This window comes from Arenibacterium halophilum (assembly GCF_005938225.1).
Taxonomy (GTDB): domain Bacteria; phylum Pseudomonadota; class Alphaproteobacteria; order Rhodobacterales; family Rhodobacteraceae; genus Arenibacterium; species Arenibacterium halophilum.
This window is the reverse complement of the sequence record NZ_VCPC01000001.1, coordinates 72416-98480: the sequence shown is the minus strand read 5'-3', so window position 1 is coordinate 98480 and position 26065 is coordinate 72416. Positions and strand designations below refer to the sequence as shown.

Below are 26065 nucleotides of genomic sequence, written 5' to 3'. Positions count from 1 at the left end.
TTGGGGCAGGGGAGGCCGCAATGCGGATCGCACTTTATCCGGGCACATTCGACCCGATCACGCTGGGCCATATCGATATCATCCGCCGCGGCGCCGCGCTGGTCGATCGTCTGGTGATCGGCGTCGCCATCAACCGCGACAAAGGTCCGTTGTTCTCGCTCGAAGAACGCGTCGCCATGATCGAGGCCGAATGCCAAAAGCTCTCCGAGCAGACCGGCACCGAAATCGTCGCGCATCCGTTTGAGAACCTCCTGATCGACTGCGCCGCCGATGTTGGCGCACAGATGATCGTGCGCGGCCTGCGTGCCGTGGCCGATTTCGAATACGAATACCAGATGGTCGGCATGAACCGCGTGCTGAACAACAAGATCGAAACAGTCTTCCTGATGGCCGAAGCCAAGCATCAGGCCATCGCCTCCAAGCTGGTCAAGGAAATCGCCCGCCTTGAAGGGGACGTATCCAAATTCGTCACCCCGCAGGTGAACGAGGCGCTCAAGGCCAAACTCGCCAGCCTCTGACGCCGCCTACCGGCTTCATTATTCCGAAAATACTCCGGGGGAGTCCCGCAGGGACGGGGGCAGGGCCCCCTTACCTGTACGCGCTATCGCCAGAACGCCAGCCATTCCAGAAACTGGAACAGTTTCTTGCCCAGAAACACCACGTGACCGCTGCCGAACAGGATCAGGTCCAGCCCAAGGGCAAGCACGATCAGAATGGCCAGAACCAGGGCGATGGGATTGGTCATGACTGCCTTTGCAACGTCCGCGCGCCTGAAACGAAAGCGCCCCGCCAGTTAGCCTGACGGGGCGCCGGATCTCAAGGTTGCAGGCGACAGATCAGCCAAGGCGGCCCATGTGGGTTGCCACATCCGCCATGCGCACCGAAAAGCCCCACTCGTTGTCGTACCAGGCCAGCACGCGCACCATGCGGCCGTCCACGACGCGGGTCTGGTCGGGCGCAAAGATCGAGCTTTCTTCGGTGTGGTTGAAATCGATCGACACCTTCGGCTCGGGGTCATAGGCCAGCACCTTGCCGATCGAACCCTTGGCCGCTTCGGCCACAACGGCGTTCACCTCTTCGGCGGTTACGTCACGGGCGGCGCGGAAGGTCAGATCGACGGCGCTGACGTTCGGCGTGGGCACGCGAATGGCCGAGCCGTCCAGCTTGCCTTTCAGGTTCGGCAGCACTTCGCCCAAGGCCTTGGCGGCACCGGTCGAGGTTGGGATCATGGCCATGGCGGCGGCGCGGGCGCGATACAGATCGGAATGGCGACGGTCCAGTGTCGGCTGATCGCCGGTATAGGAATGCACGGTGGTCATGATGCCGTGTTCGATGCCGATGGCCTCGTCCAGCACCTTGGCCAGTGGCGCCAGGCAGTTGGTGGTGCACGACCCGTTCGACACCATGTTGTCGGCCTGGGTCAGCGTGTTGTGATTCACGCCGAACACGATGGTCTTCTGCACGTTCTTGGCGGGCGCGGAAATCAGCACCTTCTTGGCGCCACGCTCCAAGTGCACCGAGGCCTTGTCACCATCGTTGAAGTTGCCGGTGCATTCCAGCACCACGTCGCAGCCCGACCAGTCCAGCTCTTTCGGGTCATAGGTCGAGAACATCTCGATCTCGCCACGGCCCAGATCCAGCGTGCGTTCGCCGACGCGGATGTTGTTGTTGAACCGGCCGTGGATGCTGTCATAGCGCAGCAGGTGGGCGGCGGTTTCGATGGGGCCGGTCGCGTTTGCCTTCACGACCCGGATGTCGTTGCGGCCGCTGGCGGCGATGTGTGACAGGGTGCAGCGGCCGATCCGGCCAAATCCGTTGATACCGACATTAATGGTCATGACAAGCTCCGGCAAAAAAACTGGGGTTAGGGCGGATATAGCCCCGTGCGCGCAGCATCAAAAGCAAAAAAGCATCGGAAAATGAATGTGTTAGCGCAAACTGTGGCTGTTAACGCTCACGCTTGCCCTGCTGTCGCATTGCGCTAGGCTAAGGACGGCAGGATCGACAAAAGGACAGGTGAATGAGCGGCCTTCTGGCACTGTTGGATGACGTGGCGGGAATCGCCAAGGTTGCGGCCGCCTCGGTCGACGATGTGGCGGCACAGGCGGCCAAGGCCGGGGCTAAGGCGGCGGGTGCGGTGATCGACGATGCCGCCGTCACGCCAAAATACGTGCACGGCTTCGCCGCCGCGCGCGAGCTGCCGATCATCTGGCGCATCGCCAAGGGGTCATTCAAGAACAAGCTGCTGTATCTGCTGCCAGCGGGGCTGCTGCTGTCGCAATTCGCGCCCTGGCTGATCCCGCTTCTGCTGATGCTGGGCGGGGCCTATCTGTGCTTCGAAGGCGCCGAAAAAATCTACCACGTCCTGTGGCCGCATCATCCGCACGAGGTGTTCCCCGAGGATAAACCCGGCGATCCCGCGCATCTGGAAGAAGAGAAGGCCGCAGGCGCGATCAAGACCGATTTCATCCTGTCCGCCGAAATCATGACGATTGCACTGGCAGAGATTCCGCCAAGCAACCTCTGGATGGAGGCGGCGACGCTGGCCGTTGTCGGCATCGGCATCACCGTCGTGGTTTACGGCAGCGTTGCGCTGATCGTGAAGGCCGACGATGTGGGGCTTTACCTGGCCGAGAACGGCCGCCTGTCGCCCACGCGTGCGCTGGGGCGCGGGATCGTGCGGGCAATGCCCTGGCTGATGAAGCTGCTCAGCACGGTCGGAACGGCGGCGATGCTGTGGGTCGGCGGGTCGATCATCATCCACGGGTTGGGAGAGCTGGGCTGGCACGGGCCCTACGACTGGATCCACCACATCGCGGTGCAGGTCGCCGATGCGGCAAAGCAGGCGCATGGCTTTGTGGAATGGGCCGTGACCGCAGCGTTCGACGGGGTGTTCGGGCTGTTGCTGGGCTTTGCCCTGATCCCGCTGGCGACCAAGGTCATCGTGCCGCTGTGGGAAAAGATGACAGGCAAGAAACCCGCCGACGCGCATTAACGCGCGGGGCAGGCGGGCCGCTTGGGCCCGCCCGCTTTGTCAAACTCAGGCCTTGCGGCGGCGCAGGGTGGCAAACCCGCCCAGACCACCCAGCAACAGCGCCATGCCAGCAGGCAGCGGCACTTGCGAGGCCGGAACGGCTGCGGCCAGCGCGCTGGTGGAATAGCTGTCGCCGTTGCCGAACATCCAGTTTTCAAAGTTGGTAAATTGCGCGGTGACGACGCCATTGGCGGTTTGCAGCGCCAGGTCGACCAGCGTGCCGTCAAAATCAAAGCTCAGCAGATCGGTCAGCGCATAGCTGCCCAGCACCAGGGTATCGAACCCGTCACCACCGTCGAACAGCCCATCGCCCAGCACGCCCGAAGTCAGGCTGGCCACGGTCAGAAGATCGTCGCCACCGCCGAACACCACATCGCCCATCACGACGCTGGCACCGGTCAGAGTGACCGAGCTGTCGCCTTGACCGGGGGCCAGGGAAATCGCCACGCCGCTGCGGCCATAAAGCGTGCCGCTGTTCACGACGTTGATTTCCGAGGTTGCGTTTTCGTCGGCGCCAAGGGCGAAGCGGCCTTCGATATAGCCTGCGTTTTCGACATACAGCGGGTTGGCGGCGCGCACCGGATCGCGGCTGTTGTCGAACACGTCGTCGACGTCAATCCCGGCGCCTTCCGGCCCGGTCGAGATGATGCTGGCACCCGCGTAGTTATAGATTTCGCCTTCGTCGATATCGACGCCGTCATCGCTGCCCAGGATCAGGCCATAGTTCTTCACCGTGCCCGAGGCCAGCTGTGTGCCGTCTTCGTCGTCCACGCCATCGCGCAGGCGAATGGTGCCATAGTTGGTCAGGGTGAAATCGTCGCGTGCTTCGATCACCTCTTCGCCACCTTCGATGGTGCCGTAGTTGACGACGCTGGACCCCTGGCCGCGCACTTGGATGGCCCGGCCTTCGACCGAGGAAATCAGCCCGTGGTTCTCGATCGTCGAATTTGGCGCGGCCTCTTCGGTGCGGATGGTCTGACGGCGCGACGTGATGACTCCGGTGGCTTCGTTCACGACGGTCAGGCCGCCGGAGAACCCGTCCAGCATGTGAATCGCGCGGTCGCCGCTGTGGATGGTGCCGCTGTTGGTCACGGTCAGAGTGCTGCCGATGCCGGTGATCGCGTTGGCGTCCTTGTCGGTATCGGTGTTCTGGATGGTGCCCGCGTTATTCACCGTGACATCGATGCCGTTCAGCTCCAGCGCGGCCACGTCCTTGTCGGTGCTGGTGACATCCGCACCCGAGGTGACGTTGACCGTCAGGGTGTCGCTGGCATCGCTGACCGGGTCGGTGGCGGGCTGATCGCAGGTCAGCACCGGGTTGCCGCCGACAAGAGCGGAAGAGCAGGTGGCAGCGGCGGCCACACCGGGCAGGCCAAGCGCGACAAGCGCGGTGGTGGTCAGGAACAGGGAACGGGACATGCAGGAAACTCCGGTTGCAAAATCGCCGCGCAAAGGGCGCGGCGTTCCCGGGGCTGATGCCTGCAGTATGTAACGGTTCTGTGAGGGATTTGTAAATTGTGGCTGAAATGTGGCAGCCCCGGCAGGTGTGCCCGCCGGGGCCGACAAGGGCTTAGCCCAGCAGCGATTTCGCCTTGGCAACGGTCGCCTCGGCGGTGATGCCGAATTTCTCGAACAGCTCTTCCGCAGGGGCCGATGCGCCAAAGCTGTCCATGCCGATGAAGCCGGCTTTGTTCGCGCGGCCACGTTCACCCAGCAGCCAGCGATCCCAACCCTGGCGCACGGCGGCCTCGATCCCGATCCGAACCGGGCCGGCGGGCAGCACGCGACGGCGATAGGTTTCGTCCTGCGCCTCGAACAGCTCCATGCAGGGCATGGAAACCACGCGGGTGCCGATGCCCTCGGCCTCCAGCGTGTCGCGCGCGGCCAGCGCGACCGACACCTCGGACCCTGTCGCGATCAGGATCACCTGCCGCTTGGCCTCGGCCTCGGCCAGGATATAGGCGCCCTGCGCGGTCAGGTTCTTCTGGCTGTGCTTGGTGCGCACGGTCGGCAGGCCCTGACGGGTCAGCGACATCACGCTTGGCGTTTTCTGCGAGGTCAACGCCAGTTCCCATGCCTCGGCGGTTTCCACCGTGTCGGCGGGGCGGAACACCCAGGTGTTGGGCGTGGCGCGCGAAATCGCCAGATGCTCGACCGGCTGGTGGGTCGGGCCATCTTCGCCAAGGCCGATGCTGTCATGGGTCATCACGAAGACGCTGGGCACCTGCATCAGCGCGGCAAGGCGCATCGCGGGGCGGGCGTAATCGGTGAAACACATGAAAGTGCCGCCATAGGGGCGCACGCCGCCATGCAGCGCCATGCCGTTCATCGCGGCGGCCATGCCATGTTCACGGATGCCATAGTGGATGTACCGGCCCTTGCGGTTTTCGGGCAGGAACACGCCAAGATCGCCGGTTTTCGTGTTGTTCGACCCGGTCAGGTCAGCCGATCCACCCAGCGTTTCGGGCATGATCGGGTTCACCACCTCCAGCACGCGCTCTGAGCTGGCACGGGTTGCCAGTTTCGGCTGGCTTTCCGAGATTTGCTTCTTCAGTGCGCGAATGGTCGCCTGCAACCGCTTGGGCGCCTCGCCCGACTGGATGCGGTTGAAGTCTCCCTGTTTGCGCTCGCTCAGTTCGGCCAGCCGCGTCTTCCACTCGGCGTGGTCGCTGGCGCCCCGGCTGCCGATGGCCTCCCAGGCCGATTTGATGTCGGCGGGCACCTCAAAGGGGCCGGTGCTCCAGCCGTAGGCCTCTTTCGCGGCGATCAGCTGCTCGGGGTTGGTCAGCGCGCCGTGGCCTTTCGAGGTGTCCTGTGCGGCATGTCCCAGCGCGATATGCGTCTTGCAGGCAATCATCGAGGGCTTCTTGCTGGTCTTGGCCTTTGTGATCGCGGCGTCGATTTCTTCCGGGTTATGGCCGTCGATCTCGATCACCTGCCAACCGGCGGCGCGGAAGCGGGCGGGCTGATCGGTGGCATCGGAAATATCGACCGGGCCGTCGATGGTGATGTTGTTGTTGTCCCAGAACACGATCAGCTTGCCCAGACGCAGCCGTCCGGCCAGCGTGATCGCCTCTTGGCTGATGCCTTCCATCAGGCAGCCGTCACCCGCAATCACATAGGTGTGGTGATCGACGATCTTCTTGCCGAATTGCGCCCGCTGCACTTCCTCGGCAATGGCGAAGCCGACGGAATTGGCGATGCCCTGGCCCAGCGGCCCGGTGGTCGTTTCAATGGCGCGCGCCAGGAAATTCTCGGGGTGGCCCGCCGTCTTGGCGCCCATCTGGCGGAAGTTGCGGATCTGATCCAGCGTGATCTCGGCGTCGCCAGTGAGATAGAGCAGCGAATACAGCAGCATCGAGCCGTGGCCGGCCGACAGGATGAACCGGTCGCGGTCGGGCCATTCCGGGGCGGAGGCGTCAAATTTCAGATGCTTTTCATAGAGAACCGTCGCCACATCGGCCATGCCCATCGGCATGCCGGAATGGCCGGAGTTGGCGGCATGAACGGCATCCAGCGTCAGAGCGCGGATTGCGGTGGCCTTGCCCCAATGTTCGGGGTGGGCAGTGCGAAGAGCAGTCAGATCCACGGGCTTCGGTCCTTTGTTTAGGCAGCGATTGGCCTGCTCAATAGCAGCGAGAGGCCAAAGATCAAGCATTGGCGCCATTTACCGCGGGACATCACTTGAGAAGCGCCCGGCAAGCCGCTGAATTCTAAGGGGAGGTATTTTGCCAAGGCTTTCGCTAAACTGATCGAAACCCGCCTTGGGTGCCGATTCGCTTGGCAGATCTGGGCGCGAAACAGGCAGACACGGCGGCGGCCAGTTGGCAGCCCTTAGACAGGTGAGAGGCATGAGCGATATCGACGCGTTGCAATCCCGCATCTCGGCGGCGCTGGACAGGATCGGCACGGGGCTCGATGCCCTGTCGAATGCCTCCAACGCAGATGATGGCCGCGATCTGGCGGCGGAACTGGAAGACGAAAAAACCGCCAACGCCCAGCTGAAAGAACGGCTGCGCGTGCTGAACCAGAAACATTTCGACGAAATCGAGCGCATCCGCGCCGAGGCCGTTGACAGCACCGAAGCCGACGACCTGCGCCGCGAAGTCTCGGCCCAGGCCGACGCGCTCGCTCAACTCGACGGCGAATTGCAACGGCTGCGGCAGGCCAACGAACAACTCCGCCAGTCCAACATGGCCCTGCGCGAGGCGAACGAGGCCGGGGTCGGCGAACCGCATCTGATCAACAAGGCGATGCTGGCCGAACTCGAAGGGCTGCGCGCCACCCGCGCCGCCGATGCCGCCGAAGCGGCCGCCATCCTCGCCCGGCTTGATCCCCTGGTGAATGGGGTGGCACAGCCCGATGCCTCTGACACGCAGGAAAGGACCACATGATGCCGGAAGTGACGATTCAGATCGGCGGCCGCGCCTTCGAAGTCTCCTGTCAGGCGGGTGAGGAAACCTATCTGCACACGGCGGCCAAGATGCTGGACGACGAAGCGCAGGTGCTCTCGGATCAGATCGGACGTATGCCGGAAAGCCGCATGTTGCTGATGGCCGGCCTGCTTTTGGCTGACAAGACCGCCTCGGTCGAAGACCGCATCCGTGATGTCGAAGCAAAACTTGCCGAGGCAGAAGAGGAACTTGCCCGACTGCGCAATGCACCCGCCGCAGAACCCGAACGGGTAGAAGTGGCCGTTATCCCGCCATCGCTAACCGACGCACTGACAGAAATGGCAGCGCGTGCCGAGGCGCTGGCTCAGGACGTCGAAGCCAAAGCTGGCCTCGCATCCTGATCATCGGTGTCGAAATTCGCGCTGCGCGCGAAGCCTCCGGCGGGGATATTTATATCCCAAAGAAGCAGGGGACCCGTCCCCATTTCATTATTCCCGAAATACTCCGGGGGAGTCCCGCAGGGACGGGGGCAGCGCCCCCATCTTCGCGTGCTGTAGGCGCTTAGCCGTTGGCTTCGCGGATCTTGTTGGCGGCGTCCTTGTCGTAGGACACGCCCTTGCTGTCGAACAGCGTGTCCAGCTCGCCCGAGAGCGTCATCTCGGTGATGATGTCGCAGCCGCCGACGAATTCGCCTTTGACATAAAGCTGCGGCACGGTCGGCCAGTCAGAGAAATCCTTGATCCCTTGGCGAATGCCTTCATCGGCCAGAACGTTCACATCTGCAAAGTCGACGCCCATGTAGTTCAGCACACCGGCGACGCGGCTGGAGAAGCCGCATTGCGGCATGGATTTGGTGCCTTTCATGTAAAGCACCACGTCGTTTGCGCTGATGGTGTCCTGTATCTGGGCGGCGATATCTGTGGTCTCGGTCATGGCGTGTCCTTCGGTCCTGAGGTCAGGGGGTGGCTTGTCCCAGATATAGGCAGCCTACGGCGCCGGGTCCATAGGCGCGCGGTGGGCCGGTTTATTCCGGGGCTTTCGTCGTCAGTGCCAGCGCGTGCAATTCACCGCTTGATCCATCCATCTTGCCTTTCAGCGCGGCATAGACGGCGCGTTGCTGTTGCACGCGGTTCTGGCCGCGAAAGCTCTCGTCGATGACCTCGGCGGCATAGTGGTTTCCGTCGCCGGCAAGGTCGGTGATCGTGATCTGCGCGGCGGGAAAGCTGGCGCGGATCAGGTCTTCGATTTCATGGGCCTGCATTGCCATGGTATGCGCTCCTGTTCGTTCTCTTCCGGTCTAGGGCCTGACGCGAAGCCGTGCAACCGGATCGCGCCCCTTTGCCCTGCGTTTGGACCGCGCCGGTGTGGCGCTGCTCAGATGTCGATCTCCGCCCAGACGGGCACGTGGTCTGACGGTTTGTCGAACCCGCGGATTTCCTTGTCGATGCCCACGTCGCGCAGCAGATCGGCGCATTGCGGCGTCAGCAGAAGGTGGTCGATCCGAATGCCATCGTCGCGATTCCAGGCTCCGGCCTGATAATCCCAGAAACTGTAGTGCCCCGGGCCGCCCACGCGCGCGCGAAAGGCATCGGTAAACCCAAGGTTCACGATCCGGCGAAACGCCTCGCGGCTTTCCAGCCGGAACAGCGCATCCTCGCGCCAGGCGTCCGGGCGCTTGGCATCCTCAGCTTGCGGAATGATGTTGTAATCGCCCGCCATCAGCGCGATTTCCTCGCCGTCCAGCAGCTGTTGCGCGCGGGCGCGCAGCCGTTCCATCCAACCCAGCTTGTAGTCGTATTTCGGCCCTGGAGCCGGGTTGCCATTGGGCAGGTACAGCCCGCACAGGCGGATCGCCTGCTTTCCCACGACCGTGGCCTCGATCCAGCGGGCCTGTTCGTCACTGTCATCGCCGGGCAGGCCGCGCGTGACATCCTCGAGTGGGAGTTTCGACAGGATCGCAACCCCGTTGAAGGATTTCTGCCCGTGGGTTTCGACCTGATAACCGCGCTCTTCGAACAGCTCGCGCGGGAAGGCCTCGTCCACGGATTTGATTTCCTGCAACAGAACCACATCGGGTTGCGCAGAATCGAGCCAGTCGGGCAGGGCGGCCGCGCGAGCCTTGATACCGTTGATGTTGAAGGTCGCGATCTTCATCTGCCGCACTCCGTTCCGCCTGAGCCTGGTGTCTTTCTATGGCGCAGGCGGCCCGCAGGGGCAAGGCGGCAGGCCTACATGGAAAACGAGGTGCCGCAGCCGCAGGAGGAGGTCGCGTTGGGGTTTTCGATCACGAAGCGCGCGCCGATCAGTTCCTCGGTGAAATCGATCACCGCGTTCGACAAGAACGGGAGCGACACGGAATCAACCACGACGCGTTCGCCCTGGCCTTCCAGCACCAGATCGTCGTCTGCCGGGGCGTCCAGCGCGATCTCGTACTGGAAACCGGAACATCCGCCGCCTTCAACCGCGATGCGCAGCGCCTTGCCCTGTTGGGCTGCGCCGATCTCGGACAGGCGTTCAAAGGCGCGGTCGGTGACCTTGGGGGGCAGTTGCATCATCACGCTCCGGGGGGCGGTTTCATTATGGTAACGCCTGCAATATAGAAACCTCAGGGACAGGCGACAAGGATCAGCAACAATGCGCGCGCCGTATGCCTCGGATCCGCAGGCGAGCAGGGGACGGCTCGTCGCGGAAGAGGAAAGCAGTTTCCGGTCGTGTTTTCAACGCGATCGCGACCGGATCATCCATGCCAGCGCCTTTCGGCGGCTGAAGCACAAGACGCAGGTGTTCATCGAACACGAGGGCGATTATTACCGCACGCGCCTGACGCACTCGATTGAAGTCGCGCAGGTGGCGCGCACGATCTCTGGCGCGCTGGGGCTGAACCCCGAATTGACCGAGGCGGTCGCGCTGGCGCATGACCTGGGCCATCCGCCCTTCGGTCACACGGGCGAGGATGCGTTGCATGTGCTGATGGCGCCCTATGGCGGCTATGACCACAACGCGCAGGCGATCCGTATCGTGACCGATCTGGAACGCCATTACGCCGACTTCGACGGGTTGAACCTGACGTGGGAAACCCTTGAAGGCATTGCGAAACATAACGGCCCGGTCACGGGCGACCTGCCCTGGGCGCTGGCCGCCTATGACGCGCGCCACGATCTGGAACTGGCCACCTATGCCAGCGCCGAGGCGCAGGTGGCGGCGATCGCCGATGATGTGGCCTATAACCACCACGATCTGCATGATGGCCTGCGGGCCGAGCTGTTTTCGACCGATGAACTGGCCGAACTGCCCATTCTGGATCGCTGTTTCGCCGAGGTGGACCGGCTCTATCCCGGGCTCAACTACTATCGCCGCCGTCACGAGGCGCTGCGCCGGTTCTTTGGCGTGCTGGTCGAGGATGTCATCAACTTCGCCCGCGTCCGGCTGGCGGAAATCGACCCGAAGTCGGCGGCGGACGTGCGCCATGCCGGGCGCGGGTTGATCCGGTTTTCCGATCCGGTTTTCAATGACTTGAAGCAGATACGTGAGTTTCTGTTCCACCGCATGTACCGCGCGCCTTCCGTTGTTCTGATGCGCGAGAAGGTCACGCAGGTGGTGCATGATCTGTTCCCGCATTACATGGCGCATCCCGATCAACTGCCCAAGCAATGGCGCAAGGATGTCGAAGAGGCGCGGAATGAAACCGCGCTGGCGCGGATCGTGTCGGATTACGTGGCCGGGATGACAGACCGCTTTGCAATTCAACAACATGCGGCCATCGTGGGAACGAAGATCGTTCCCGACGGTTCCTATCAGTAGGGCTGTCTCGGGCGGCTCGAATGGCCGCCCTAGGGCGGCGCATAGCAGGGGCGGATACGCATGGTTGATGGGGCGGCGGGGCAGATGTCTCCGGTGATGGCGATTGCGCTGGTTGGCGCGCTGGGGGTTGGCGCGCAATGGCTGGCGTGGAGGCTGAAACTTCCGGCCATCGTGTTGATGCTGCTTGCGGGTATCCTGATCGGCCCCGTGGCTGGCGTTTTCGACCCTGAACGCGACATCGGCCCGCTGGTGCAGCCGATGATTTCCATCGCCGTGGCGATCATCCTGTTTGAGGGCGGCCTGACGCTGAACCTGCACACGCTGAAGGGCGTGGCGCAGGGGGTGCGGCGGCTGGTGTTCGTCGGCGCCCCGCTAGGATGGCTGCTGTCGACGCTGGCGCTGCATTATGTCGCCGGGCTGTCGTGGGAATCCTCGGCCGTGTTTGGCGGCATCATGGTGGTGACTGGCCCCACGGTGATCGCGCCCTTGCTGCGTCAGGCGCGGCTGTCGCGTAAACCCGCCGCTCTGTTGCAGTGGGAGGCCATCGTCAACGACCCGATCGGCGCCATGGCAGCGGTGCTTGCCTTTGAAATCGTCGTGCTGCGCTACTCTGCGGCGGAATCGACGGGGGTTGCGGCGTTCCATCTGGTCAGCGGCATCCTGATCGCCATTCTGGTTGGCGTGGCAGCGGGCATTCTGGTGGCCTGGGCTTTCCGGCGCGGCAAGGTGCCGGAATACATGAAGGTTCCGGTGCTCTTCGTGATGCTGCTGGTCGTCTTTACCATGCCCAACGCGCTGCTGCATGAAAGCGGGCTGCTGGCGGTGACGGCGATGGGCGTGCTGATCGCCAATGCCAACCTGCCGTCCTATGACGAAATGCGCCGCTTCAAGGAACATGCGACGATCCTGCTGGTGTCGGGCGTGTTCATCCTGCTGGCGGCGGGGCTGGATTTTGGCGATCTTGATCTGCTGACATGGCGCGCGGCGCTGTTCCTTGGCGTTGTGATCCTGCTGGTGCGCCCGGCCACGGTGCTGCTGTCGCTGATCGGCAGCGATGTGGGTCGCAAGGAACGTGTCCTCGTGGCGCTGACCGGGCCGCGCGGCGTGGTTCTGGTGGCTGTTGCAGGGCTGTTTGGCGAGCGGCTGGCCGACTTGGGCGTGGTGGATGGCGCGCTGATCGCACCTCTGGCCTTTGCGCTGGTGGCGGCCACGGTGGTGGTGCATGGCTTTACCCTTGGCCCGCTGGCCCGCGCCCTGGGTCTGACCGGGGCGCAACGGCCCGGCATCCTTCTGGTGGGCGGGTCACGGTGGAGCACGGCACTGGCCGAGGCGATCAAGCGTACCGAAACGCCGGTGTTGATCGCAGACCGCAACCGGGGCCACTTGCGCCCGGCGCGCGCCGCTGGCATTCCGACATTCTTCGGTGACATCCTGTCGGAACTGGCCGAGCTGCATGTCGAATACTCCAGCTACAAGCGGCTGGTCTGCGTCACCGACAACGACGCCTATAACACCTTGGTCGCGACCGATCTTGGGCCCGAACTGGGCCGCGACAACGTGTTTCAGCTGCACCGAGAGAACGAAGAGTCGACCCGCAACTCGCTGCCGGCGACGCTGGGCGGGCGCCAATTTGCGCAGGGGCTAAGCTATGATGAACTGGCCAGTCGCCATCGCGAAGGCTGGGAATTCCGGGTGACGAAACTGACCGAGGCCTATGGGATCGAAGAGTTCTTGAATGCCCGCCCCGAGGCCGTCATCATTACCGTGGTCTACCCCAAGGGCGAATTGCGGTTCCCCAAGAAGGGCACCGAAATCACCGGAGGTGACGGCGCACAGGTCGTCCATTTCTCGCCACCCAAACGCGACAGCGCAGACCCTGCGCCACAGGCCGCGGCAGACGACAGCCGTTGACCTTGCGGGCGCGCGTGATACACCGCGCGCTGACGGACGATGGGAAGACCGAGATGAACATTTTTGCCGATATTCGCGCGCTTGTCGTCGATACGATCGCTGCGATGACCGAAGATGGCGTGCTGCCGCAGGGGCTGAACACCGATGCTGTGACGGTGGAACCGCCGCGTGACGCCGCGCATGGCGACATGGCAACCAATGCCGCGATGGTGCTGGCAAAGCCCGCAGGCATGAAACCGCGCGACATCGCCGAAGCCCTGGCCGAGCGGCTGGGCCGTGACGGGCGCATCACCTCGGCCGAGGTGGCGGGCCCCGGTTTCCTGAACCTGCGTCTGGAGAATTCGGTCTGGCATGACGTGATCGGCGCGGTTCTGAACACCGGCACGGATTATGGCCGTTCAACTATGGGGCAGGGGCGGCGCGTCAACGTGGAATACGTCAGCGCCAACCCCACCGGCCCGCTGCATGTGGGCCATACGCGCGGCGCGGTGTTTGGGGATGCGCTGGCCAGCCTGCTGGATTACGCGGGCCATGACGTGACGCGCGAATATTACATCAACGACGGTGGCGCGCAGGTCGATGTGCTGGCGCGTTCGGTTTACCTGCGCTACCTCGAAGCGCATGGCCAAGACGTGGCCTTTCCCGATGGCACCTACCCGGGCGATTACCTGATCGCCGTGGGCGAGGCGCTGAAGGACAAGGTGGGCGATGCCTATGTCGACGCCCCGGAAGAGGACTGGCTGGAAGAGGTGCGCGATTTCGCCACCGACGCCATGATGGAGCTGATCCGCGAAGATCTGGCCGCGCTTGGCGTGAAGATGGATGTGTTCTTCAGCGAGAAATCGCTGTACGGCACCGGCCGGATTGAGGCCGCGATCGAGGAGCTGCGCGGCAAGGATCTGATCTATCGCGGCGTGCTGGAGCCGCCGAAGGGCAAGACGCCGGAAGATTGGGAACCCCGCGAACAGACGCTGTTCCGTTCGACCGCGCATGGCGATGACGTGGATCGCCCGATCATGAAATCCGATGGCGCCTGGACCTATTTTGCGCCGGATATCGCCTATCACTATGACAAGGTCAGCCGCGGCTTTGACGCGCTGATCGACGTGTTCGGCGCCGATCACGGCGGTTACGTCAAGCGGATGAAGGCGGCTGTCTCGGCGCTGAGCGGAGGCACCGTCCCGCTGGACATCAAGCTGTGCCAGCTTGTGCGCCTGTTCAAGAACGGCGAACCTTTCAAGATGTCAAAACGCGCGGGCAACTTCGTGACGCTGCGCGATGTTGTCGAACAGGTCGGCCCGGATGTGACCCGGTTCGTGATGCTGACCCGCAAGAACGACGCGCCGCTGGATTTCGATTTTGCCAAGGTGCTGGAACAAAGCCGGGAAAACCCGGTGTTCTACGTGCAATACGCCCATGCCCGCGTGATGAGCGTGCTGCGCCGCGCGGCCGAGGCCGGGGTCGAGGCGGGCGACGATACGCTGCGCGGGGCCGATCTGTCGGGGCTGACGCACGAGTCCGAGCTGACCGTGGCCCGCAAGCTGGCCGAATGGCCGCGCCTTGTGGAAATCGCGGCGCGCACCAACGAACCCCACCGCGTGGCGTTCTTCCTGTATGAACTGGCTGGCGATTTCCACGCGCTGTGGAACCGCGGCAACGATCAGCCCGAGCTTCGCTTCCTGCAAGAGGGTGAAACCGCCACCAGCCAGTCGAAAATGGCATTGGCACGTGCCGTTTCCGTTGTCATTTCGGGTGGTCTTGGTATTCTTGGCGTCACACCGGCGCAGGAGATGCGATAGTCAATTTCGCCCGACGCGCCGAAAGCAGGCAATCAAATGACATCGGTGGCCCGCCATGGAGGGACCCCGGGCAGCGAGGCGAGATGGCAGATTTTGACGACACCGAAGAGGTGACTCTGGACGAGTCTGCCCCGCAAAAGGCGGGGCTGGGCGGCTTGGTCAATGTGGTCGGGGCGGTGGCCTCGCTTGGGCTGGTGATCGGGATTGGCGTCTGGGGCTACAAGCTGGTCGTGCGCGATGTCAGCGGCGTGCCGGTGGTGCGCGCCTTGGAAGGCCCGATGCGGGTGCAGCCGGAAAACCCCGGTGGCCAGCCCGCCGACCATCAGGGCCTTGCCGTAAACGCCGTCGCCGCCCAAGGCACCGCCGCCGCTCCGGCGGATCGCTTGTTGCTGGCGCCGCGCCCCGTATCGCTGACCGAAGATGACATTACCCCGGGCGAATTGCGCGCGCTGAAAGAACAGGAAGAGGCCGCCGTCGCCCGCGCCGAAGCCGCAGCCGCCGCAGCAGCAAAAGAGAAAGAGCAGATAGCCGAGTCGACGGGCGATCCAACCATTGATGCGCTGGTGGCGCAACTGGTGGGTCGCAACGCTGATGGCGCCCCTGCCGATATCGTGCAACCCGAACCGCTGGATGCCGTGTCGGCGGATGAGATGCTGAAACCGGAACCCGCGGTGCTGAAGGGCCCGGGTCTTCCGCGCTCTCTGCGCCCCGCGGCGCGCCCCGTCAGCCTGTCGGACGCGCCAGTGTCGCGCACGCCCGTGACCAGCGCGCCGGTCGTTACCCGAGAAGTCGCCGCAGATACGCTGCCCGCCGGAACATGGCTGGCCCAACTTGGCGCCTTTGACAGCCCCGAAGTCGCACGTACCGCATGGGACAAGCTACACGACCGCTTTGCCGAATACCTTGGCGACAAATCGCGCGTGATCCAGCAGGCCAGCAGCGGTGGGCGCAACTTCTACCGCCTGCGTGCCATGGGCTTTGACGATATCAACGATGCGCGGCGGTTCTGTTCGATGCTGGTCGCGGAAAACGCCGACTGCATCCCCGTCGCCACGCGATAAGGAGCCTGTGATGGCGTTTGGCGCAACGATACTGGATGCCGAGGGGCTTCGCCTGACCCCTTCGGAAATCGCGTTCTTCCGCGAGGCCGATCCGTTCGGATTCATCCTGTTTGCCCGCAACATCGACACGCCCGACCAGATTCGCGCCCTTTGTGATGATATGCGCAGCGCCGTGGGCCGTGATGCGCCCATCACCATCGACCAGGAAGGCGGCCGCGTGCAGCGCCTGCGCGCGCCACTGGCCCGGGTCTGGCTGCCGCCGCTGGATCACGTCACCCGCGCGGGCGAGGGGGCAGAGCGCGCCATGTACCTGCGCTATCGCCTGATCGCGCATGAATTGCACGCGCTGGGGATCGACAGCAACTGCGCCCCGATGGTCGATGTGGCCGCGCCGGAGACCCACGATTTCCTGAAGAACCGCTGCTATGGCACCGATCCGGCGCAGGTCGCCCGGTTGGGCCGCGCCGTGGCCGACGGGTTACTGGATGGCGGCGTGCTGCCGGTGCTGAAACACATGCCGGGCCACGGCCGCGCCACCGCCGACAGCCATTTCGACCTGCCACAGGTCGGCGCCGACCCAGAGGCACTGGACGATACCGATTTCGCGCCGTTCCGCACCTTGAACGACCTGCCGATGGGCATGACCGCGCATGTGGTCTATGAGGCGCTGGACGGGGCGCCCGCCACGCTCTCGTCCAAAGTGATGGATATCATCCGCGACCAGATCGGGTTCGACGGACTGGTGATGACAGATGATATTTCGATGAAGGCGCTGCAGGGCGATCTGGGCGACCTCACGCGCGACTCGCTGGCGGCGGGCTGCGATGTTGTTCTGCTGTGCAACGGCACCCTCGCGGAACGGGAACAGGTGGCCAATGCCGCGGGCCGCATGACCGACCGGGCGCAATCCCGCGCACTGGCGGCGCTGGAGGCCCGGCGCCCGCCGCGCGATCTTGACATTGCTGCCTCAGAGGCGGAACTTGTCCGACTGATGCGCGGACAGGTTTATGACTGACACTCCACAGGATTTGTTTCCAGAGGCCACGCCCACCGTGGCCGAACGCATGGCCGCCGAGGCGCTGATCGTTGATGTCGAAGGCTTCGAGGGCCCGCTTGACGTTCTGCTGACCCTGTCGCGCACGCAAAAGGTAGACTTGCGCAAGATCTCGGTGCTGGAACTGGCGCATCAGTACCTGGCCTTCGTGCAGAAAGCCAAGCAGCTGCGCATCGAACTGGCGGCCGACTACCTCGTGATGGCCGCCTGGCTCGCCTTCCTGAAATCACGCCTACTGCTGCCGCCGGACCCCACCGAAGATGGCCCCACGGGCGAAGAACTGGCTGCGCATCTCGCATTCCAGCTGGAACGCCTGCAAGCGATGCGTGACGCTGCAGCCCGGTTGATGGCGCGCGACCGGCTGGGGCGCGATTTCTTTGCCCGAGGCCAAGTCGAAGAGGTCACCCGCGTGCGCTCGGTGCGCTATACGGCGACGCTGCTTGATCTGATGCAGGGCTACGCCCGCATCCGCACCCGCGACGAATTCCGCCCCTTCGTGATGGACCGCGACAAGGTGTTCACCATGGAACAGGCGCTGGAACGGATGCGCGGGCTAATCGGATACGCCGCCGACTGGACCGACATTGCCAGCTACTTGCCCGAGGGCTGGGGCAGCGATCCGGTGCGCCGCCGGTCGGCCACGGCGGCGACTTTTGCAGCCTCGCTGGAGCTGGTGAAGGAAGGCCACCTGGAAATCCGCCAGTCCGACACCTTTGCCCCCATCCACCTGCGCAAACGCTCATGACGATGCAGCCCCCCACCGAGGAAGAAGAACAAAGCCTGTTCAAGGCCCCGCCCATGGGCGAACAGGAACGCATGGTCGAGGCGATCCTCTTTGCGACCCCCGAAGCGGTGACCGTGAAGGAGCTTGAATCCCGGATGCCGCACGGCTGCGACGCGGCCGAGGCGCTGGCCCATCTGCGCAAACGCTATGAAGGGCGCGGTGTGCGCGTGGTGCGCATCGACGACGCCTGGGCCATGCGCACGGCGCCCGATCTGGGCTACCTGATGCAGAAGGAAACCGTCGAAACACGCAAACTCTCGCGCGCGGCAATCGAGACACTGGCGATCATCGCTTACCACCAGCCTGCCACCCGCGCCGAGATCGAGGAAATCCGCGGTGTGTCCGTCTCGCGCGGCACCATCGACCAGCTGCTCGAGATGGAATGGATCCGCTTTGGCCGCCGCAAGATGACTCCGGGCCGTCCGGTTACCTTCGTGGTGACGCCGATCTTTCTTGATCACTTCGGTCTTGAAAATGCCCGTGATTTGCCTGGCCTGAAGGAACTGCGCGCCGCTGGCTTGCTCGAGAACCGCCCGCCTGTCGGAAGTTTTGCTATGGGACCCGATCGCGAAGAGGACGAAGAGGACGAAGCACCGGGCCAGTCCGAACTGTTCGAGGATTAGAGCCTCACCGAAAGGAGATCGCCATGAACCTGAACCAGATCGTCAACATGTTCCTGAAGATCGTGATGCGCAAAGCGATCAACTCGGGCGTCAATGCCACGGTGCGTGCAGCCTCACGTCATTCAAAAAACAAGCAACCCACCCAGTCGGAGACGGCGGTAAGTCGGCAGGAAGATGAGGGACAGGCTCGCCGGCTGGCCGAACGCGACGCGATCCGCGAAAAACGCCGCGCACGCCGCGCTGCCCGCAATGATGCGCGTGACTGAGAAGGCCAAGCTGCCCGCAATCGCGCAGCTCCCGGCGGGCATGACTGTGGCCTTGAACCAGCAGAACGTCCACGCCGGTTTCATTATTCCGAAAATACTCCGGGGGAGTCCCGAAGGGACGGGGGCAGAGCCCCCATCCTGACGTCATCGCAGCTTACCGCATCACGGTGACGATACGTCGGCTGCCCTGATCAACCAGAACCATCTGGCCGTTCACGTTGGCATAATCATAGGCCACCTCGGGCACCGGAGTCAGGACCACGTTGGCCGGAATGCCAGCACCCACAACAACTTCCCCGTCAAGATAGATCGGTTCGACAGGGTTTTCCTGAATGAATAGCACGGTACGTTCATCGGGGGCGTATCCCGGCACTGCTTTCGGGCCGTTCACGATCAGCTCACCTTGCTTGTCGCCAAAGCTTTCGCCAAGCTCGGTCACCGTACCGTTATTCACCGATTGGTAGGTGATCGTCTGGACTTCGAGCGGAGCGATATTGTCGTAGATGACAACAGGATCCTGGCCGAGCTTTGCGGTCAGGTAGGGCGAATAGGCCCAAGCCTCGGTTCCAGCCAATGAAACCTTGCACCATTGGCCAGATTCCACACAGCCCTGCACATCAAGCGTGCTGTTGGGCTGGGCGACTGCCAGGACCGGGTACTGCGCGCCCGGACCCGCGCGCAGGTTCAATTCGGTGGTGGTATCGGCTGTCAGAGCCGCGGCTGGGCCAGCAAGGGCAATCAGTGCGACGGCAAGTTTCGGGGCGATGGTCATGGTATCTCTCCTTGATCGCGTGCCGGTCCCGGATCGTTCCGGGCCGGTCTATTGCACGATCAACGCCGACCCCGGCCCGGGCGTTCCCGATACCAAAATCCGCATAGGCGGAAAATGGCCGCCAACAGGGGCGGTTAGCCTACCGACTTGAAGTGTTTCGCCAGCTTCAGCCCTTGGCCCTGATAATTCGAGGCGATGCCCGCGCCGTACAGCTGCGTTGGCGTTTCGGACATGCGTTCATACACCAGCCGGCCGACAACCTGCCCGTGTTCCAGCACGAATGGCGCTTCGTGGCAGCGCACTTCCAGTACCCCGCGCGAGCCGGTGCCGCCGGCGGCGGCATGGCCAAAGCCCGGGTCGAAGAAGCCCGCATAATGCACGCGGAATTCACCGACCATGGCAAGATAGGGGGCCATCTCTGCCGCGTAATCAGGCGGGATGTGAACGGATTCGCGGCTCACAAGGATATAGAAAGCCCCCGGATCCAGAATGATCGACCCGTTGGTGGCGTGCACCTCTTCCCAGTAATCGGTCGGGTCGTAGTGCCCGATCCGGTCCAGATCGATCACGCCGGTGTGCGGTTTGGCACGATAGCCCACAAGGGTCGATCCGGGCAGCGCCAGATCGACGGAAAAGCCAAGGCCCTGTTCGATCACCGGCGGCGTATCGACCAGCGGCATCCTCGCGTGCAGCGCGGCCAGGTCGGCGTCGCTCAGCACCGATTGGCCCTTGCGGAACCGGATCTGGTTGAGCCGCATTCCCGGCCGCACCAATACAGAAAACGAGCGTGGGCAGATTTCAGCGTAGACGGGTCCACTGTAGCCGTCTGTGATACGATCGAATTCGGTGCCGCCATCGGTGATCGTGCGTGTCAGAAGGTCAAGCCGCCCGGTCGAGCTTTTGGCGTTGGCAACGGCTGTGATCCCTTCAGCCAGATCCAGCCGCTCCATCAGGGGGACAAGATAAACACAGCCCTTTTCCAGAACCGCGCCAGCCGAAAGGTCGATCCGGTGCATTTCGAATTCTTCCAGCCGCTCGGCCACGCTGCGGCCTTGTCCGGCCAGAAAGGACGCACGAATGCGATAGGCCACGGTGCCAAGGCGCAGATCTAGGCTGGCAGGCTGCACCTGATCGGGAAGGATCGCGGGGGCGGCGGCGATTTCGCCGCGCGCGATCATCTGTTCGATTGTCTGGTTCGGGCAAACACCGGTCACGCCGCATCCTCCTGCATCTGCGGGATGGCGGCGTGGTATCGTCGGCAAGAATTGGTCGGGCTAGCAGGACTCGAACCTGCGACCTTCCGTCCCCCAGACGGACGCGCTACCAGGCTGCGCCATAGCCCGACGATGGGCGTTACATAGCGGTTTTCAGATCGGGCACAAGGGAAAAACACGGTCCTGAACAGAGGATTTTCCCAAAGGTTTTTCAGCGTCCGGCCACGGATGTCGCGCGCTGATGCCAGGCGCGCAGGTCGGCCAACACGGCGGCAACCTCGGGCAGATGTTCAGGCGCTATCGGCGCTTCTGCGGCCAGCCGAGCGAGGGGGCCGGGCACATAGGCGATCTGATCGTCGGACGGCGGGTCTGGCGCATCAATGATGATGGGTTTGGGAGAGGCTTTGGAAGCGGCCCTCTCCACATCGGGCTCATCTCCGGAGGGGGGCGCATCAGCCTCTGGCGTCAGCCGGCGATTCAGGAATGATGGCAGCGCAGCTATGTCGTCCTCGGGTTCCGACACCGCAAGCGCGGGATCGGCAGGCTGTTCCACGCTGTCAGCAGTTACAGCGACTGAATCCGGCGTGTCCGCCGTGGCAGAGCCAAGACCGAATTCCTGAAAATCATCATCGGCATCGGCCACGTCGATGTCGGTGGCAGGCGGAGCGTCGATATCGCGGGCCGAAAGCGGCGCCAGTTCATCTTCGCCGGCGTCGGGTTCAGTGGTATCTGGCAATGCGTCGTCGGCCGGGGCGTCTTGTGCTTCCATACGCGACAGCAGGCTGTCAGCGTCTTCCGGTACAGGCCGGGACGGCGAATCGGCCGCCGGGGTCTGACTTTTGGGGAAGGGGACGACCATACCTTCAACGGGTTCGGCCGGAACATCGATATCAATCTCGATATCGGTCTCGGCCTCGACAAAGTCAGAGCCATCAAGCCCGTCGTCAACGGGGTGTGACATGGCGGCCACCGCGGCGACGCCCTGTTCGCGCAGCATCTTCTGGGCGCCTTTGATCGTCATGCCGTCTTCATGCAGCAGCTTCTTGATCCCGCCCAAAAGCAGCATATCGTTCGGGCGATAGTATCTTCGCCCGCCCGCACGTTTGACGGGTTTCACCTGACTGAATTTGCTTTCCCAGAATCGCAGTACATGCGCCTGAACGCCAAGCCATTCCGCAACTTCGCTGATGGTGCGGAACGCGTCAGGTGATTTCGACATAATGGCTCCTGTCAGGCCTTGTTGCCGCTGGCAACACGATCCTTCATGAGATGCGAGGGGCGGAACGTCAGCACGCGGCGAGGTTGAATTGGCACCTCTTCGCCGGTTTTCGGGTTGCGGCCGATCCGGGCCGATTTGTCGCGCACGCTGAAGGTGCCAAACGACGAAATCTTGACCTGCTCGCCACGCACCAGCGCGTCGGACATATGTTCCAGCAGGCTTTCAACCAGCTGCGCACTTTCGTTGCGTGACAGGCCGACTTCGCGAAAGACGGCTTCGCTCAGATCCATCCGCGTCAGTGTCTTTTCGCTCATGACATTCCCCTGTTGTTTCGAAAAAGCATAGGGGTAGGGCAATTTACCTGTCAATATCAGGGAATTGGCAGAGACGGTTAAATGCGGAAAGCCGCCCGTCCTACCAGCGCAGCACCACCGCACCCCAGGCCAGACCGCCGCCAATCGCCTCTGTCACAAGCAGATCGCCCGGTTTGATCTGTCCCCGGCCTTTGGCAACCGACAGGGCCAGCGGGATCGATGCAGCCGAGGTATTTCCATGATCTTGCACGGTCACGACGACGCGGTCCATCGGAACGCCCATCTTTTTCGCGGTGCCCTGGATGATTCGTATGTTGGCCTGATGCGGCACGATCCAGTCGACATCCGCGTTGGTCAGGCCCGCCCGCTCCAGCGCGGTTTCCGCCGTCTTGGCGAGCTTTTCAACCGCGTGGCGGAACACCTGATTGCCCTGCATCCGCAGGAACCCGGTGTTTTGCGTGGCCACACCGCCATCGACATACAACAGGTCGCGATAGCGCCCGTCGGAATTCAGGTCCGTCGCCAGAATGCCGCGATCGTCCGAGGTGCCCGCGCCTTCCGTGGCTTCCAGAACCAAAGCCCCGGCGCCATCGCCGAACAGCACGCAGGTCGATCTGTCGGTCCAGTCCATGATGCGGCTGAAGGTTTCCGCGCCGATCACCAGCACCCGGTCGGCCTGGCCCGAGGCGATCATCGCATTGGCATTGGCCAACGCATAAACGAACCCTGCGCAGACGGCCTGCACGTCGAAGGCAAAACCGCGGGTCATGCCCAGTGCGGCCTGTACCATCGTGGCAGCCGAGGGGAAGGTCATGTCGGCGGTCGAGGTGGCAAGAATGATGGCGTCAATCGAATCAGCTTCGATTCCGGCATCGGCCAGCGCATTGCGTGCGGCATGGGTGGCAAGCGCCGAGGTGGTTTCGCCCTCGGCGGCAAAATGGCGCCGCTCGATGCCCGATCGGCTGCGAATCCATTCGTCACTCGTGTCCAGCGTCGCTTCGAATTCAGAATTCAACACCACGCGCTCGGGTAGGTAGTGCCCCACACCCTTCACTACGGCTCGGCGTGTCATGCCCGTCCTTCTTTTTGTTCATCCGCCGTTTTTTCAGGCGTTTCGCGGGCATTTTGGGTAAGCTCTGCGGCGGATGCAACCCGCGCGGCCAGTTTTTCCGAAAAACCGGATTGCGCCAGCTTGAACGCCAGCTTGATCGCGGCCGAAACGCCGGTGGCGTCCGCGCCGCCGTGGGATTTCACGACCGTGCCGTTCAGCCCAAGAAACACGCCGCCATTCACGCGGCGCGGATCAATGCGCGTTTTCAAACGGTTAAGCGAGGTCAGAGCGAGCAGCGACGCCAGTCGGGACAGGAACGAATACCGGAATGCCTCGCGCAGCAGGTCGCCGATCAGCCCGGCGGTGCCTTCGCCCGTCTTGATTGCGACATTGCCGGTGAACCCGTCTGTCACGATCACATCCGCGACATCGCCGGGAATGTCCGAGCCTTCGACGAATCCCACAAAGTCAAAGCCACCGGCGGCGGCGCAGGTGGAGATCAGGCCATGTGCCTCTTTCAGCTCGGCCCGGCCTTTGTGTTCCTCGGTGCCGACATTCAACAGCCCGACCCGCGGGCGTTCCAGCGCCAGCCCGGTGCGAGCATAGGCGGCGCCCATCAGCGCAAATTGCAGCAGGTCGCCCGCGTCGGCGCGCACATCGGCGCCCACGTCCAGCATCACGTTGAACCCCTGCGGATTGCGCGAGGGCCAGAGAATGGCGATGGCGGGGCGGTTCACGCCGGGCAGGCGACGAAGGCGCAACATCGACAGCGCCATCAGCGCGCCGGTGTTACCACAGGACACGGCCGCCGCGGCCGCCCCATCGCGCACCGATTGCACGGCCGACCACATGGAGGTGCCGTTGCCGTGGCGCACCACGTGGCTCGGCTTGTCCTCCATCGTAACCACATCGGGCACGTCGCAATAGTCGACCCGCCCGTCCAGCTGCGCCGACCGGCGCGCGACAAGCGGCTCAAGCTCGGCCCGAGGGCCGTGCAGAAGGAAAGCGATATCAGGATTGATGGCGGCGGATTCGGCCATGCCGGCCACCACCGCCTGAGCACCGGAATCCCCGCCCATGGCATCGACGGATATCACGATCCGTCGCGCCTTCTGCGCGGGGTATGCCGGTGCAGTCTGGGGCTGGGCCGTCATGCGATTGCCCGCCGTTCGACTTATGCCGCGTCTTCGTCCAGATCGATTTCATCAACCTGAGCAACGACTTCTTTGTCGTCGTAGTGGCCGCAGGCTGCGCAAATGTGGTGCGGGCGCTTCAGCTCGCCACAGTTGGAGCATTCGTTCGGGTTCGCGGCGACAAGCGCGTCATGAGCGCGACGATTGTTGCGGCGCGACTTGGAAACTTTGTTCTGTTGGACAGCCATGTCTCAACCTTTGTTGCTGCGGTCCGGGGCGATCAGCCTGCCGGGCCAAGTTGCGTTTGCGTCCGTTCGGTGCGGTGTGACGTGCGTTTAGGGCCAGGCCCGGGCATTGTCCAACCAAATTTACGGTGAGCGCGCGAAAATAGTGCGATTCTTTAGAACCGCAAGCCGATTTTGGCGGTCATGGCGCGGCATATTTGCCCGAGTGTTCCGGGTCAATCCTTGTCTTGCAATTTGTCCCGCAGGCTGGCCAATCCGGCAAAGGGTTTCACGTCGTCATCGCTCAGCGGGGCGATTCCCGGTGCGGCCACCGACATCGTGCCAACCTCGGCCCCGTCCTTGCGTGGATAAAGTGGCAATGCCAGCGCCAGGGCTTCGGCCATGACCTGTGCCGGGTCGATCACCGTGCCCAACTGCTCTTGCGTGTCATCTTCGGGCATCTCGACCTCTTCGGCGTCAATCTCGGGCATCTCGGCCAGGTAGGTACGGCGCACGTCGGTGTCGATCCGGGTGGTCACCGGCTCCAGCGTGACCACGCAGGGCTGCACAACCGTCGCGCCCAGTTTCGCCTTCAAAACCCAGTCGCGCCGGCCCTGTCCGGTAATCGTGCCGGAAAAGACAACCTTGCGCAGGTCGATCACGTCCAGCTCCTCTGCCAGTGCGCGGAGCCACGCCGGATCGGGGCGCAGCTCGAACGGGGTCGGGCTGTTCTGGGGCAGATCGGCGACGCGGAAGGCCTTGGAGTTGGTCATGATACAGCTTTCGTTTCTTGAACCGGTGGCGCAGAGCCGGTAATCGGGATAAAAGCCGGAAGGCTGCAAGGCAAGAGGGGCCAAAATACCGTGATCGTGTCGTTTGGAAGAACTGTGCGCCGAATCTGCATCCCCGTTCTGGCGCTTGCCGTTGCCGGGTGCATCACCCAGTACCGCGACCATGGCTATATGCCCAATGACGAAGACCTGGCCAAGATCAGTGTCGGGCGCGATACCCGCGACAGCGTGACCGAGGCCGTGGGTACCCCCGGGGTCAGCGGCGTTCTGAACAACGATGGCTATTATTATGTCGCCTCGCGGATGCGCCACTATGGGGCGACCGCGCCGAAAGAGGTGTCGCGCGAGGTTCTGGCGATCAGCTTCGACAGCCGGGGCATCGTGCGCAACATCGAGCGCTTCGGGCTGGAGCAGGGCCGCGTGATTGCGCTGAACCGCCGCGTGACGGACAACGGCGAAACCGACCGCACCTTCATCCGTCAGTTGCTGGGCAACCTTGGCAACATCGGCCCGGGCGCGATTCTCGACAACTGATCGGCCAGAGGCTGGCACGGGTCATGGCGCTGTCATATCCTGAGGGTAGGACGCGGCCAACGCGCCATCAGCCCCGGGAGTTGCCC

At 63.4% G+C, this 26065-nt stretch carries 29 protein-coding genes and 1 tRNA gene; 13 read left to right on the top strand and 17 right to left on the bottom strand.

All coding sequences use genetic code 11. The annotated features are described in order from the left end of the window. The first annotated feature begins 20 nt into the window (after positions 1-20). Entirely contained in the window at positions 21-518 is a 498-nt protein-coding gene (gene coaD, locus FGK64_RS00525) for a pantetheine-phosphate adenylyltransferase (RefSeq protein ID WP_138861860.1), read from the top strand. 83 nt (positions 519-601) lie between these two features. On the opposite strand, the gene FGK64_RS22095 is transcribed toward coaD, so the two are convergent. Both FGK64_RS22095 and gap read right to left on the bottom strand, forming a co-directional pair. Then, positions 602-745, bottom strand: coding sequence for a hypothetical protein (locus tag FGK64_RS22095; protein ID WP_171053932.1), 144 nt, complete (start codon positions 743-745; stop codon positions 602-604). 91 nt (positions 746-836) lie between these two features. Next, complete coding sequence (gene gap / locus FGK64_RS00520) at positions 837-1838, bottom strand: type I glyceraldehyde-3-phosphate dehydrogenase (RefSeq protein WP_138861859.1); 1002 nt, start codon at positions 1836-1838, stop codon at positions 837-839. 182 nt (positions 1839-2020) lie between these two features. Between gap and FGK64_RS00515 the strand changes: the two genes are divergently transcribed. Further along, positions 2021-2995: a DUF808 domain-containing protein gene (locus FGK64_RS00515; protein WP_138861858.1), complete on the top strand. Its 975-nt coding sequence runs from the start codon at positions 2021-2023 to the stop codon at positions 2993-2995. 45 nt (positions 2996-3040) lie between these two features. Here the strand turns inward: FGK64_RS00515 and FGK64_RS22425 are convergent, their stop codons facing one another. Both FGK64_RS22425 and tkt read right to left on the bottom strand, forming a co-directional pair. Beyond that, positions 3041-4453, bottom strand: coding sequence for a VPLPA-CTERM sorting domain-containing protein (locus tag FGK64_RS22425; RefSeq protein WP_138861857.1), 1413 nt, complete (start codon positions 4451-4453; stop codon positions 3041-3043). Between the two features lie 151 nt (positions 4454-4604). Then, entirely contained in the window at positions 4605-6623 is a 2019-nt protein-coding gene (gene tkt, locus FGK64_RS00505) for a transketolase (RefSeq protein WP_138861856.1), read from the bottom strand. Between the two features lie 262 nt (positions 6624-6885). On the opposite strand from tkt, the gene FGK64_RS00500 reads away from it, so the two are divergent. Together FGK64_RS00500 and FGK64_RS00495 are read left to right on the top strand one after the other, a co-directional pair. After that, on the top strand, positions 6886-7428 hold the full coding sequence (locus FGK64_RS00500) for a hypothetical protein (RefSeq protein WP_138861855.1): 543 nt from the start codon (positions 6886-6888) through the stop codon (positions 7426-7428). Continuing rightward, positions 7428-7829, top strand: a complete 402-nt coding sequence (locus FGK64_RS00495) for a cell division protein ZapA (protein ID WP_138863017.1) — start codon at positions 7428-7430, stop codon at positions 7827-7829. The genes FGK64_RS00500 and FGK64_RS00495 overlap by 1 nt, the downstream gene beginning before the upstream one ends. A gap of 160 nt (positions 7830-7989) precedes the next feature. Here FGK64_RS00495 and grxD read toward each other — a convergent pair whose 3' ends face one another. The 4 genes from grxD to FGK64_RS00475 form a co-directional block, all read right to left on the bottom strand. Next, a complete protein-coding gene (grxD, locus tag FGK64_RS00490; RefSeq protein ID WP_138861854.1) occupies positions 7990-8361 on the bottom strand; it encodes a Grx4 family monothiol glutaredoxin in 372 nt (123 codons plus the stop codon). A 91-nt stretch (positions 8362-8452) separates the two neighbouring features. After that, positions 8453-8695 (bottom strand): BolA/IbaG family iron-sulfur metabolism protein, encoded by a 243-nt coding sequence (locus FGK64_RS00485; RefSeq protein WP_138861853.1) that lies wholly within the window; start codon positions 8693-8695, stop codon positions 8453-8455. 107 nt (positions 8696-8802) lie between these two features. After that, positions 8803-9582 carry an exodeoxyribonuclease III gene (xth, locus tag FGK64_RS00480; RefSeq protein ID WP_138861852.1) on the bottom strand — a complete coding sequence of 260 codons (780 nt, stop codon included), beginning with the start codon at positions 9580-9582 and terminating at the stop codon, positions 8803-8805. A gap of 74 nt (positions 9583-9656) precedes the next feature. Then, positions 9657-9980, bottom strand: coding sequence for a HesB/IscA family protein (locus FGK64_RS00475; protein WP_138861851.1), 324 nt, complete (start codon positions 9978-9980; stop codon positions 9657-9659). A gap of 82 nt (positions 9981-10062) precedes the next feature. Between FGK64_RS00475 and FGK64_RS00470 the strand changes: the two genes are divergently transcribed. The 8 genes from FGK64_RS00470 to FGK64_RS00435 all read left to right on the top strand — a co-directional run bounded on the left by FGK64_RS00470 (position 10063) and on the right by FGK64_RS00435 (position 18727). Next, on the top strand, positions 10063-11229 hold the full coding sequence (locus FGK64_RS00470) for a deoxyguanosinetriphosphate triphosphohydrolase (RefSeq protein ID WP_138861850.1): 1167 nt from the start codon (positions 10063-10065) through the stop codon (positions 11227-11229). Between the two features lie 60 nt (positions 11230-11289). Continuing rightward, entirely contained in the window at positions 11290-13140 is a 1851-nt protein-coding gene (locus FGK64_RS00465) for a cation:proton antiporter (protein ID WP_138861849.1), read from the top strand. 53 nt (positions 13141-13193) lie between these two features. Next, positions 13194-14939, top strand: a complete 1746-nt coding sequence (gene argS, locus FGK64_RS00460) for an arginine--tRNA ligase (RefSeq protein WP_138861848.1) — start codon at positions 13194-13196, stop codon at positions 14937-14939. Between the two features lie 83 nt (positions 14940-15022). Further along, positions 15023-16000 (top strand): SPOR domain-containing protein, encoded by a 978-nt coding sequence (locus tag FGK64_RS00455; RefSeq protein WP_138861847.1) that lies wholly within the window; start codon positions 15023-15025, stop codon positions 15998-16000. A 10-nt stretch (positions 16001-16010) separates the two neighbouring features. Continuing rightward, the gene (gene nagZ, locus FGK64_RS00450; RefSeq protein WP_138861846.1) at positions 16011-17015 is read left to right on the top strand and encodes a beta-N-acetylhexosaminidase; all 1005 of its coding nucleotides are present in this window, start codon (positions 16011-16013) and stop codon (positions 17013-17015) included. After that, on the top strand, positions 17008-17799 hold the full coding sequence (locus tag FGK64_RS00445) for a segregation and condensation protein A (RefSeq protein WP_138861845.1): 792 nt from the start codon (positions 17008-17010) through the stop codon (positions 17797-17799). Before nagZ ends, FGK64_RS00445 begins: the two co-directional genes overlap by 8 nt. 2 nt (positions 17800-17801) lie before the next feature. Further along, positions 17802-18461, top strand: a complete 660-nt coding sequence (gene scpB / locus FGK64_RS00440) for an SMC-Scp complex subunit ScpB (RefSeq protein WP_138861844.1) — start codon at positions 17802-17804, stop codon at positions 18459-18461. Between the two features lie 23 nt (positions 18462-18484). After that, positions 18485-18727, top strand: a complete 243-nt coding sequence (locus FGK64_RS00435) for a hypothetical protein (protein ID WP_138861843.1) — start codon at positions 18485-18487, stop codon at positions 18725-18727. A 154-nt stretch (positions 18728-18881) separates the two neighbouring features. Here FGK64_RS00435 and FGK64_RS00430 read toward each other — a convergent pair whose 3' ends face one another. The 9 genes from FGK64_RS00430 to FGK64_RS00390 form a co-directional block, all read right to left on the bottom strand. Continuing rightward, positions 18882-19499 (bottom strand): DUF1236 domain-containing protein, encoded by a 618-nt coding sequence (locus FGK64_RS00430; protein ID WP_246057639.1) that lies wholly within the window; start codon positions 19497-19499, stop codon positions 18882-18884. A 134-nt stretch (positions 19500-19633) separates the two neighbouring features. Further along, complete coding sequence (locus FGK64_RS00425) at positions 19634-20713, bottom strand: 2'-deoxycytidine 5'-triphosphate deaminase (RefSeq protein ID WP_138861842.1); 1080 nt, start codon at positions 20711-20713, stop codon at positions 19634-19636. 52 nt (positions 20714-20765) lie between these two features. Then, positions 20766-20842, bottom strand: a tRNA-Pro gene (locus FGK64_RS00420). Positions 20843-20924: 82 nt separating this feature from the next. Further along, positions 20925-21932, bottom strand: a complete 1008-nt coding sequence (locus FGK64_RS00415; RefSeq protein ID WP_138861841.1) for a MerR family transcriptional regulator — start codon at positions 21930-21932, stop codon at positions 20925-20927. A gap of 11 nt (positions 21933-21943) precedes the next feature. Beyond that, a complete protein-coding gene (gene ihfA / locus FGK64_RS00410) occupies positions 21944-22246 on the bottom strand; it encodes an integration host factor subunit alpha (RefSeq protein ID WP_138861840.1) in 303 nt (100 codons plus the stop codon). Between the two features lie 100 nt (positions 22247-22346). After that, the gene (locus FGK64_RS00405) at positions 22347-23318 is read right to left on the bottom strand and encodes a beta-ketoacyl-ACP synthase III (RefSeq protein ID WP_138861839.1); all 972 of its coding nucleotides are present in this window, start codon (positions 23316-23318) and stop codon (positions 22347-22349) included. Beyond that, positions 23315-24451, bottom strand: a complete 1137-nt coding sequence (plsX, locus tag FGK64_RS00400; protein WP_138861838.1) for a phosphate acyltransferase PlsX — start codon at positions 24449-24451, stop codon at positions 23315-23317. The genes FGK64_RS00405 and plsX overlap by 4 nt, the downstream gene beginning before the upstream one ends. Positions 24452-24471: 20 nt before the next feature. Further along, the gene (rpmF, locus tag FGK64_RS00395; RefSeq protein ID WP_138861837.1) at positions 24472-24678 is read right to left on the bottom strand and encodes a 50S ribosomal protein L32; all 207 of its coding nucleotides are present in this window, start codon (positions 24676-24678) and stop codon (positions 24472-24474) included. A 212-nt stretch (positions 24679-24890) separates the two neighbouring features. Then, positions 24891-25427: a YceD family protein gene (locus FGK64_RS00390; protein WP_138861836.1), complete on the bottom strand. Its 537-nt coding sequence runs from the start codon at positions 25425-25427 to the stop codon at positions 24891-24893. Positions 25428-25541: 114 nt separating this feature from the next. Here FGK64_RS00390 and FGK64_RS00385 point away from each other — a divergent pair, with 114 nt between their 5' ends. After that, a complete protein-coding gene (locus FGK64_RS00385) occupies positions 25542-25979 on the top strand; it encodes an outer membrane protein assembly factor BamE (RefSeq protein WP_246057638.1) in 438 nt (145 codons plus the stop codon). The last annotated feature ends 86 nt before the right edge of the window (positions 25980-26065 follow it).

What these genes read in the sequence shown, in the direction of transcription:
- FGK64_RS00445 (WP_138861845.1), top strand. Translation starts at nt 17,008, where the DNA reads ATGACTGACACTCCACAGGATTTGTTTCCAGAGGCCACGCCCACCGTG.
- FGK64_RS00415 (WP_138861841.1), bottom strand. Translation starts at nt 21,932, where the DNA reads ATGTCGAAATCACCTGACGCGTTCCGCACCATCAGCGAAGTTGCGGAA.
- FGK64_RS00455 (WP_138861847.1), top strand. Translation starts at nt 15,023, where the DNA reads ATGGCAGATTTTGACGACACCGAAGAGGTGACTCTGGACGAGTCTGCC.
- xth (WP_138861852.1), bottom strand. Translation starts at nt 9,582, where the DNA reads ATGAAGATCGCGACCTTCAACATCAACGGTATCAAGGCTCGCGCGGCC.
- FGK64_RS00470 (WP_138861850.1), top strand. Translation starts at nt 10,063, where the DNA reads ATGCGCGCGCCGTATGCCTCGGATCCGCAGGCGAGCAGGGGACGGCTC.
- FGK64_RS00475 (WP_138861851.1), bottom strand. Translation starts at nt 9,980, where the DNA reads ATGCAACTGCCCCCCAAGGTCACCGACCGCGCCTTTGAACGCCTGTCC.
- FGK64_RS00485 (WP_138861853.1), bottom strand. Translation starts at nt 8,695, where the DNA reads ATGGCAATGCAGGCCCATGAAATCGAAGACCTGATCCGCGCCAGCTTT.
- FGK64_RS00405 (WP_138861839.1), bottom strand. Translation starts at nt 23,318, where the DNA reads ATGACACGCCGAGCCGTAGTGAAGGGTGTGGGGCACTACCTACCCGAG.
- nagZ (WP_138861846.1), top strand. Translation starts at nt 16,011, where the DNA reads ATGGCGTTTGGCGCAACGATACTGGATGCCGAGGGGCTTCGCCTGACC.
- FGK64_RS00390 (WP_138861836.1), bottom strand. Translation starts at nt 25,427, where the DNA reads ATGACCAACTCCAAGGCCTTCCGCGTCGCCGATCTGCCCCAGAACAGC.
- FGK64_RS22425 (WP_138861857.1), bottom strand. Translation starts at nt 4,453, where the DNA reads ATGTCCCGTTCCCTGTTCCTGACCACCACCGCGCTTGTCGCGCTTGGC.
- FGK64_RS00495 (WP_138863017.1), top strand. Translation starts at nt 7,428, where the DNA reads ATGCCGGAAGTGACGATTCAGATCGGCGGCCGCGCCTTCGAAGTCTCC.
- FGK64_RS22095 (WP_171053932.1), bottom strand. Translation starts at nt 745, where the DNA reads ATGACCAATCCCATCGCCCTGGTTCTGGCCATTCTGATCGTGCTTGCC.
- argS (WP_138861848.1), top strand. Translation starts at nt 13,194, where the DNA reads ATGAACATTTTTGCCGATATTCGCGCGCTTGTCGTCGATACGATCGCT.
- plsX (WP_138861838.1), bottom strand. Translation starts at nt 24,451, where the DNA reads ATGACGGCCCAGCCCCAGACTGCACCGGCATACCCCGCGCAGAAGGCG.
- gap (WP_138861859.1), bottom strand. Translation starts at nt 1,838, where the DNA reads ATGACCATTAATGTCGGTATCAACGGATTTGGCCGGATCGGCCGCTGC.
- FGK64_RS00435 (WP_138861843.1), top strand. Translation starts at nt 18,485, where the DNA reads ATGAACCTGAACCAGATCGTCAACATGTTCCTGAAGATCGTGATGCGC.
- FGK64_RS00500 (WP_138861855.1), top strand. Translation starts at nt 6,886, where the DNA reads ATGAGCGATATCGACGCGTTGCAATCCCGCATCTCGGCGGCGCTGGAC.
- FGK64_RS00515 (WP_138861858.1), top strand. Translation starts at nt 2,021, where the DNA reads ATGAGCGGCCTTCTGGCACTGTTGGATGACGTGGCGGGAATCGCCAAG.
- ihfA (WP_138861840.1), bottom strand. Translation starts at nt 22,246, where the DNA reads ATGAGCGAAAAGACACTGACGCGGATGGATCTGAGCGAAGCCGTCTTT.
- scpB (WP_138861844.1), top strand. Translation starts at nt 17,802, where the DNA reads ATGCAGCCCCCCACCGAGGAAGAAGAACAAAGCCTGTTCAAGGCCCCG.
- coaD (WP_138861860.1), top strand. Translation starts at nt 21, where the DNA reads ATGCGGATCGCACTTTATCCGGGCACATTCGACCCGATCACGCTGGGC.
- FGK64_RS00430 (WP_246057639.1), bottom strand. Translation starts at nt 19,499, where the DNA reads ATGACCATCGCCCCGAAACTTGCCGTCGCACTGATTGCCCTTGCTGGC.
- grxD (WP_138861854.1), bottom strand. Translation starts at nt 8,361, where the DNA reads ATGACCGAGACCACAGATATCGCCGCCCAGATACAGGACACCATCAGC.
- FGK64_RS00465 (WP_138861849.1), top strand. Translation starts at nt 11,290, where the DNA reads ATGGTTGATGGGGCGGCGGGGCAGATGTCTCCGGTGATGGCGATTGCG.
- rpmF (WP_138861837.1), bottom strand. Translation starts at nt 24,678, where the DNA reads ATGGCTGTCCAACAGAACAAAGTTTCCAAGTCGCGCCGCAACAATCGT.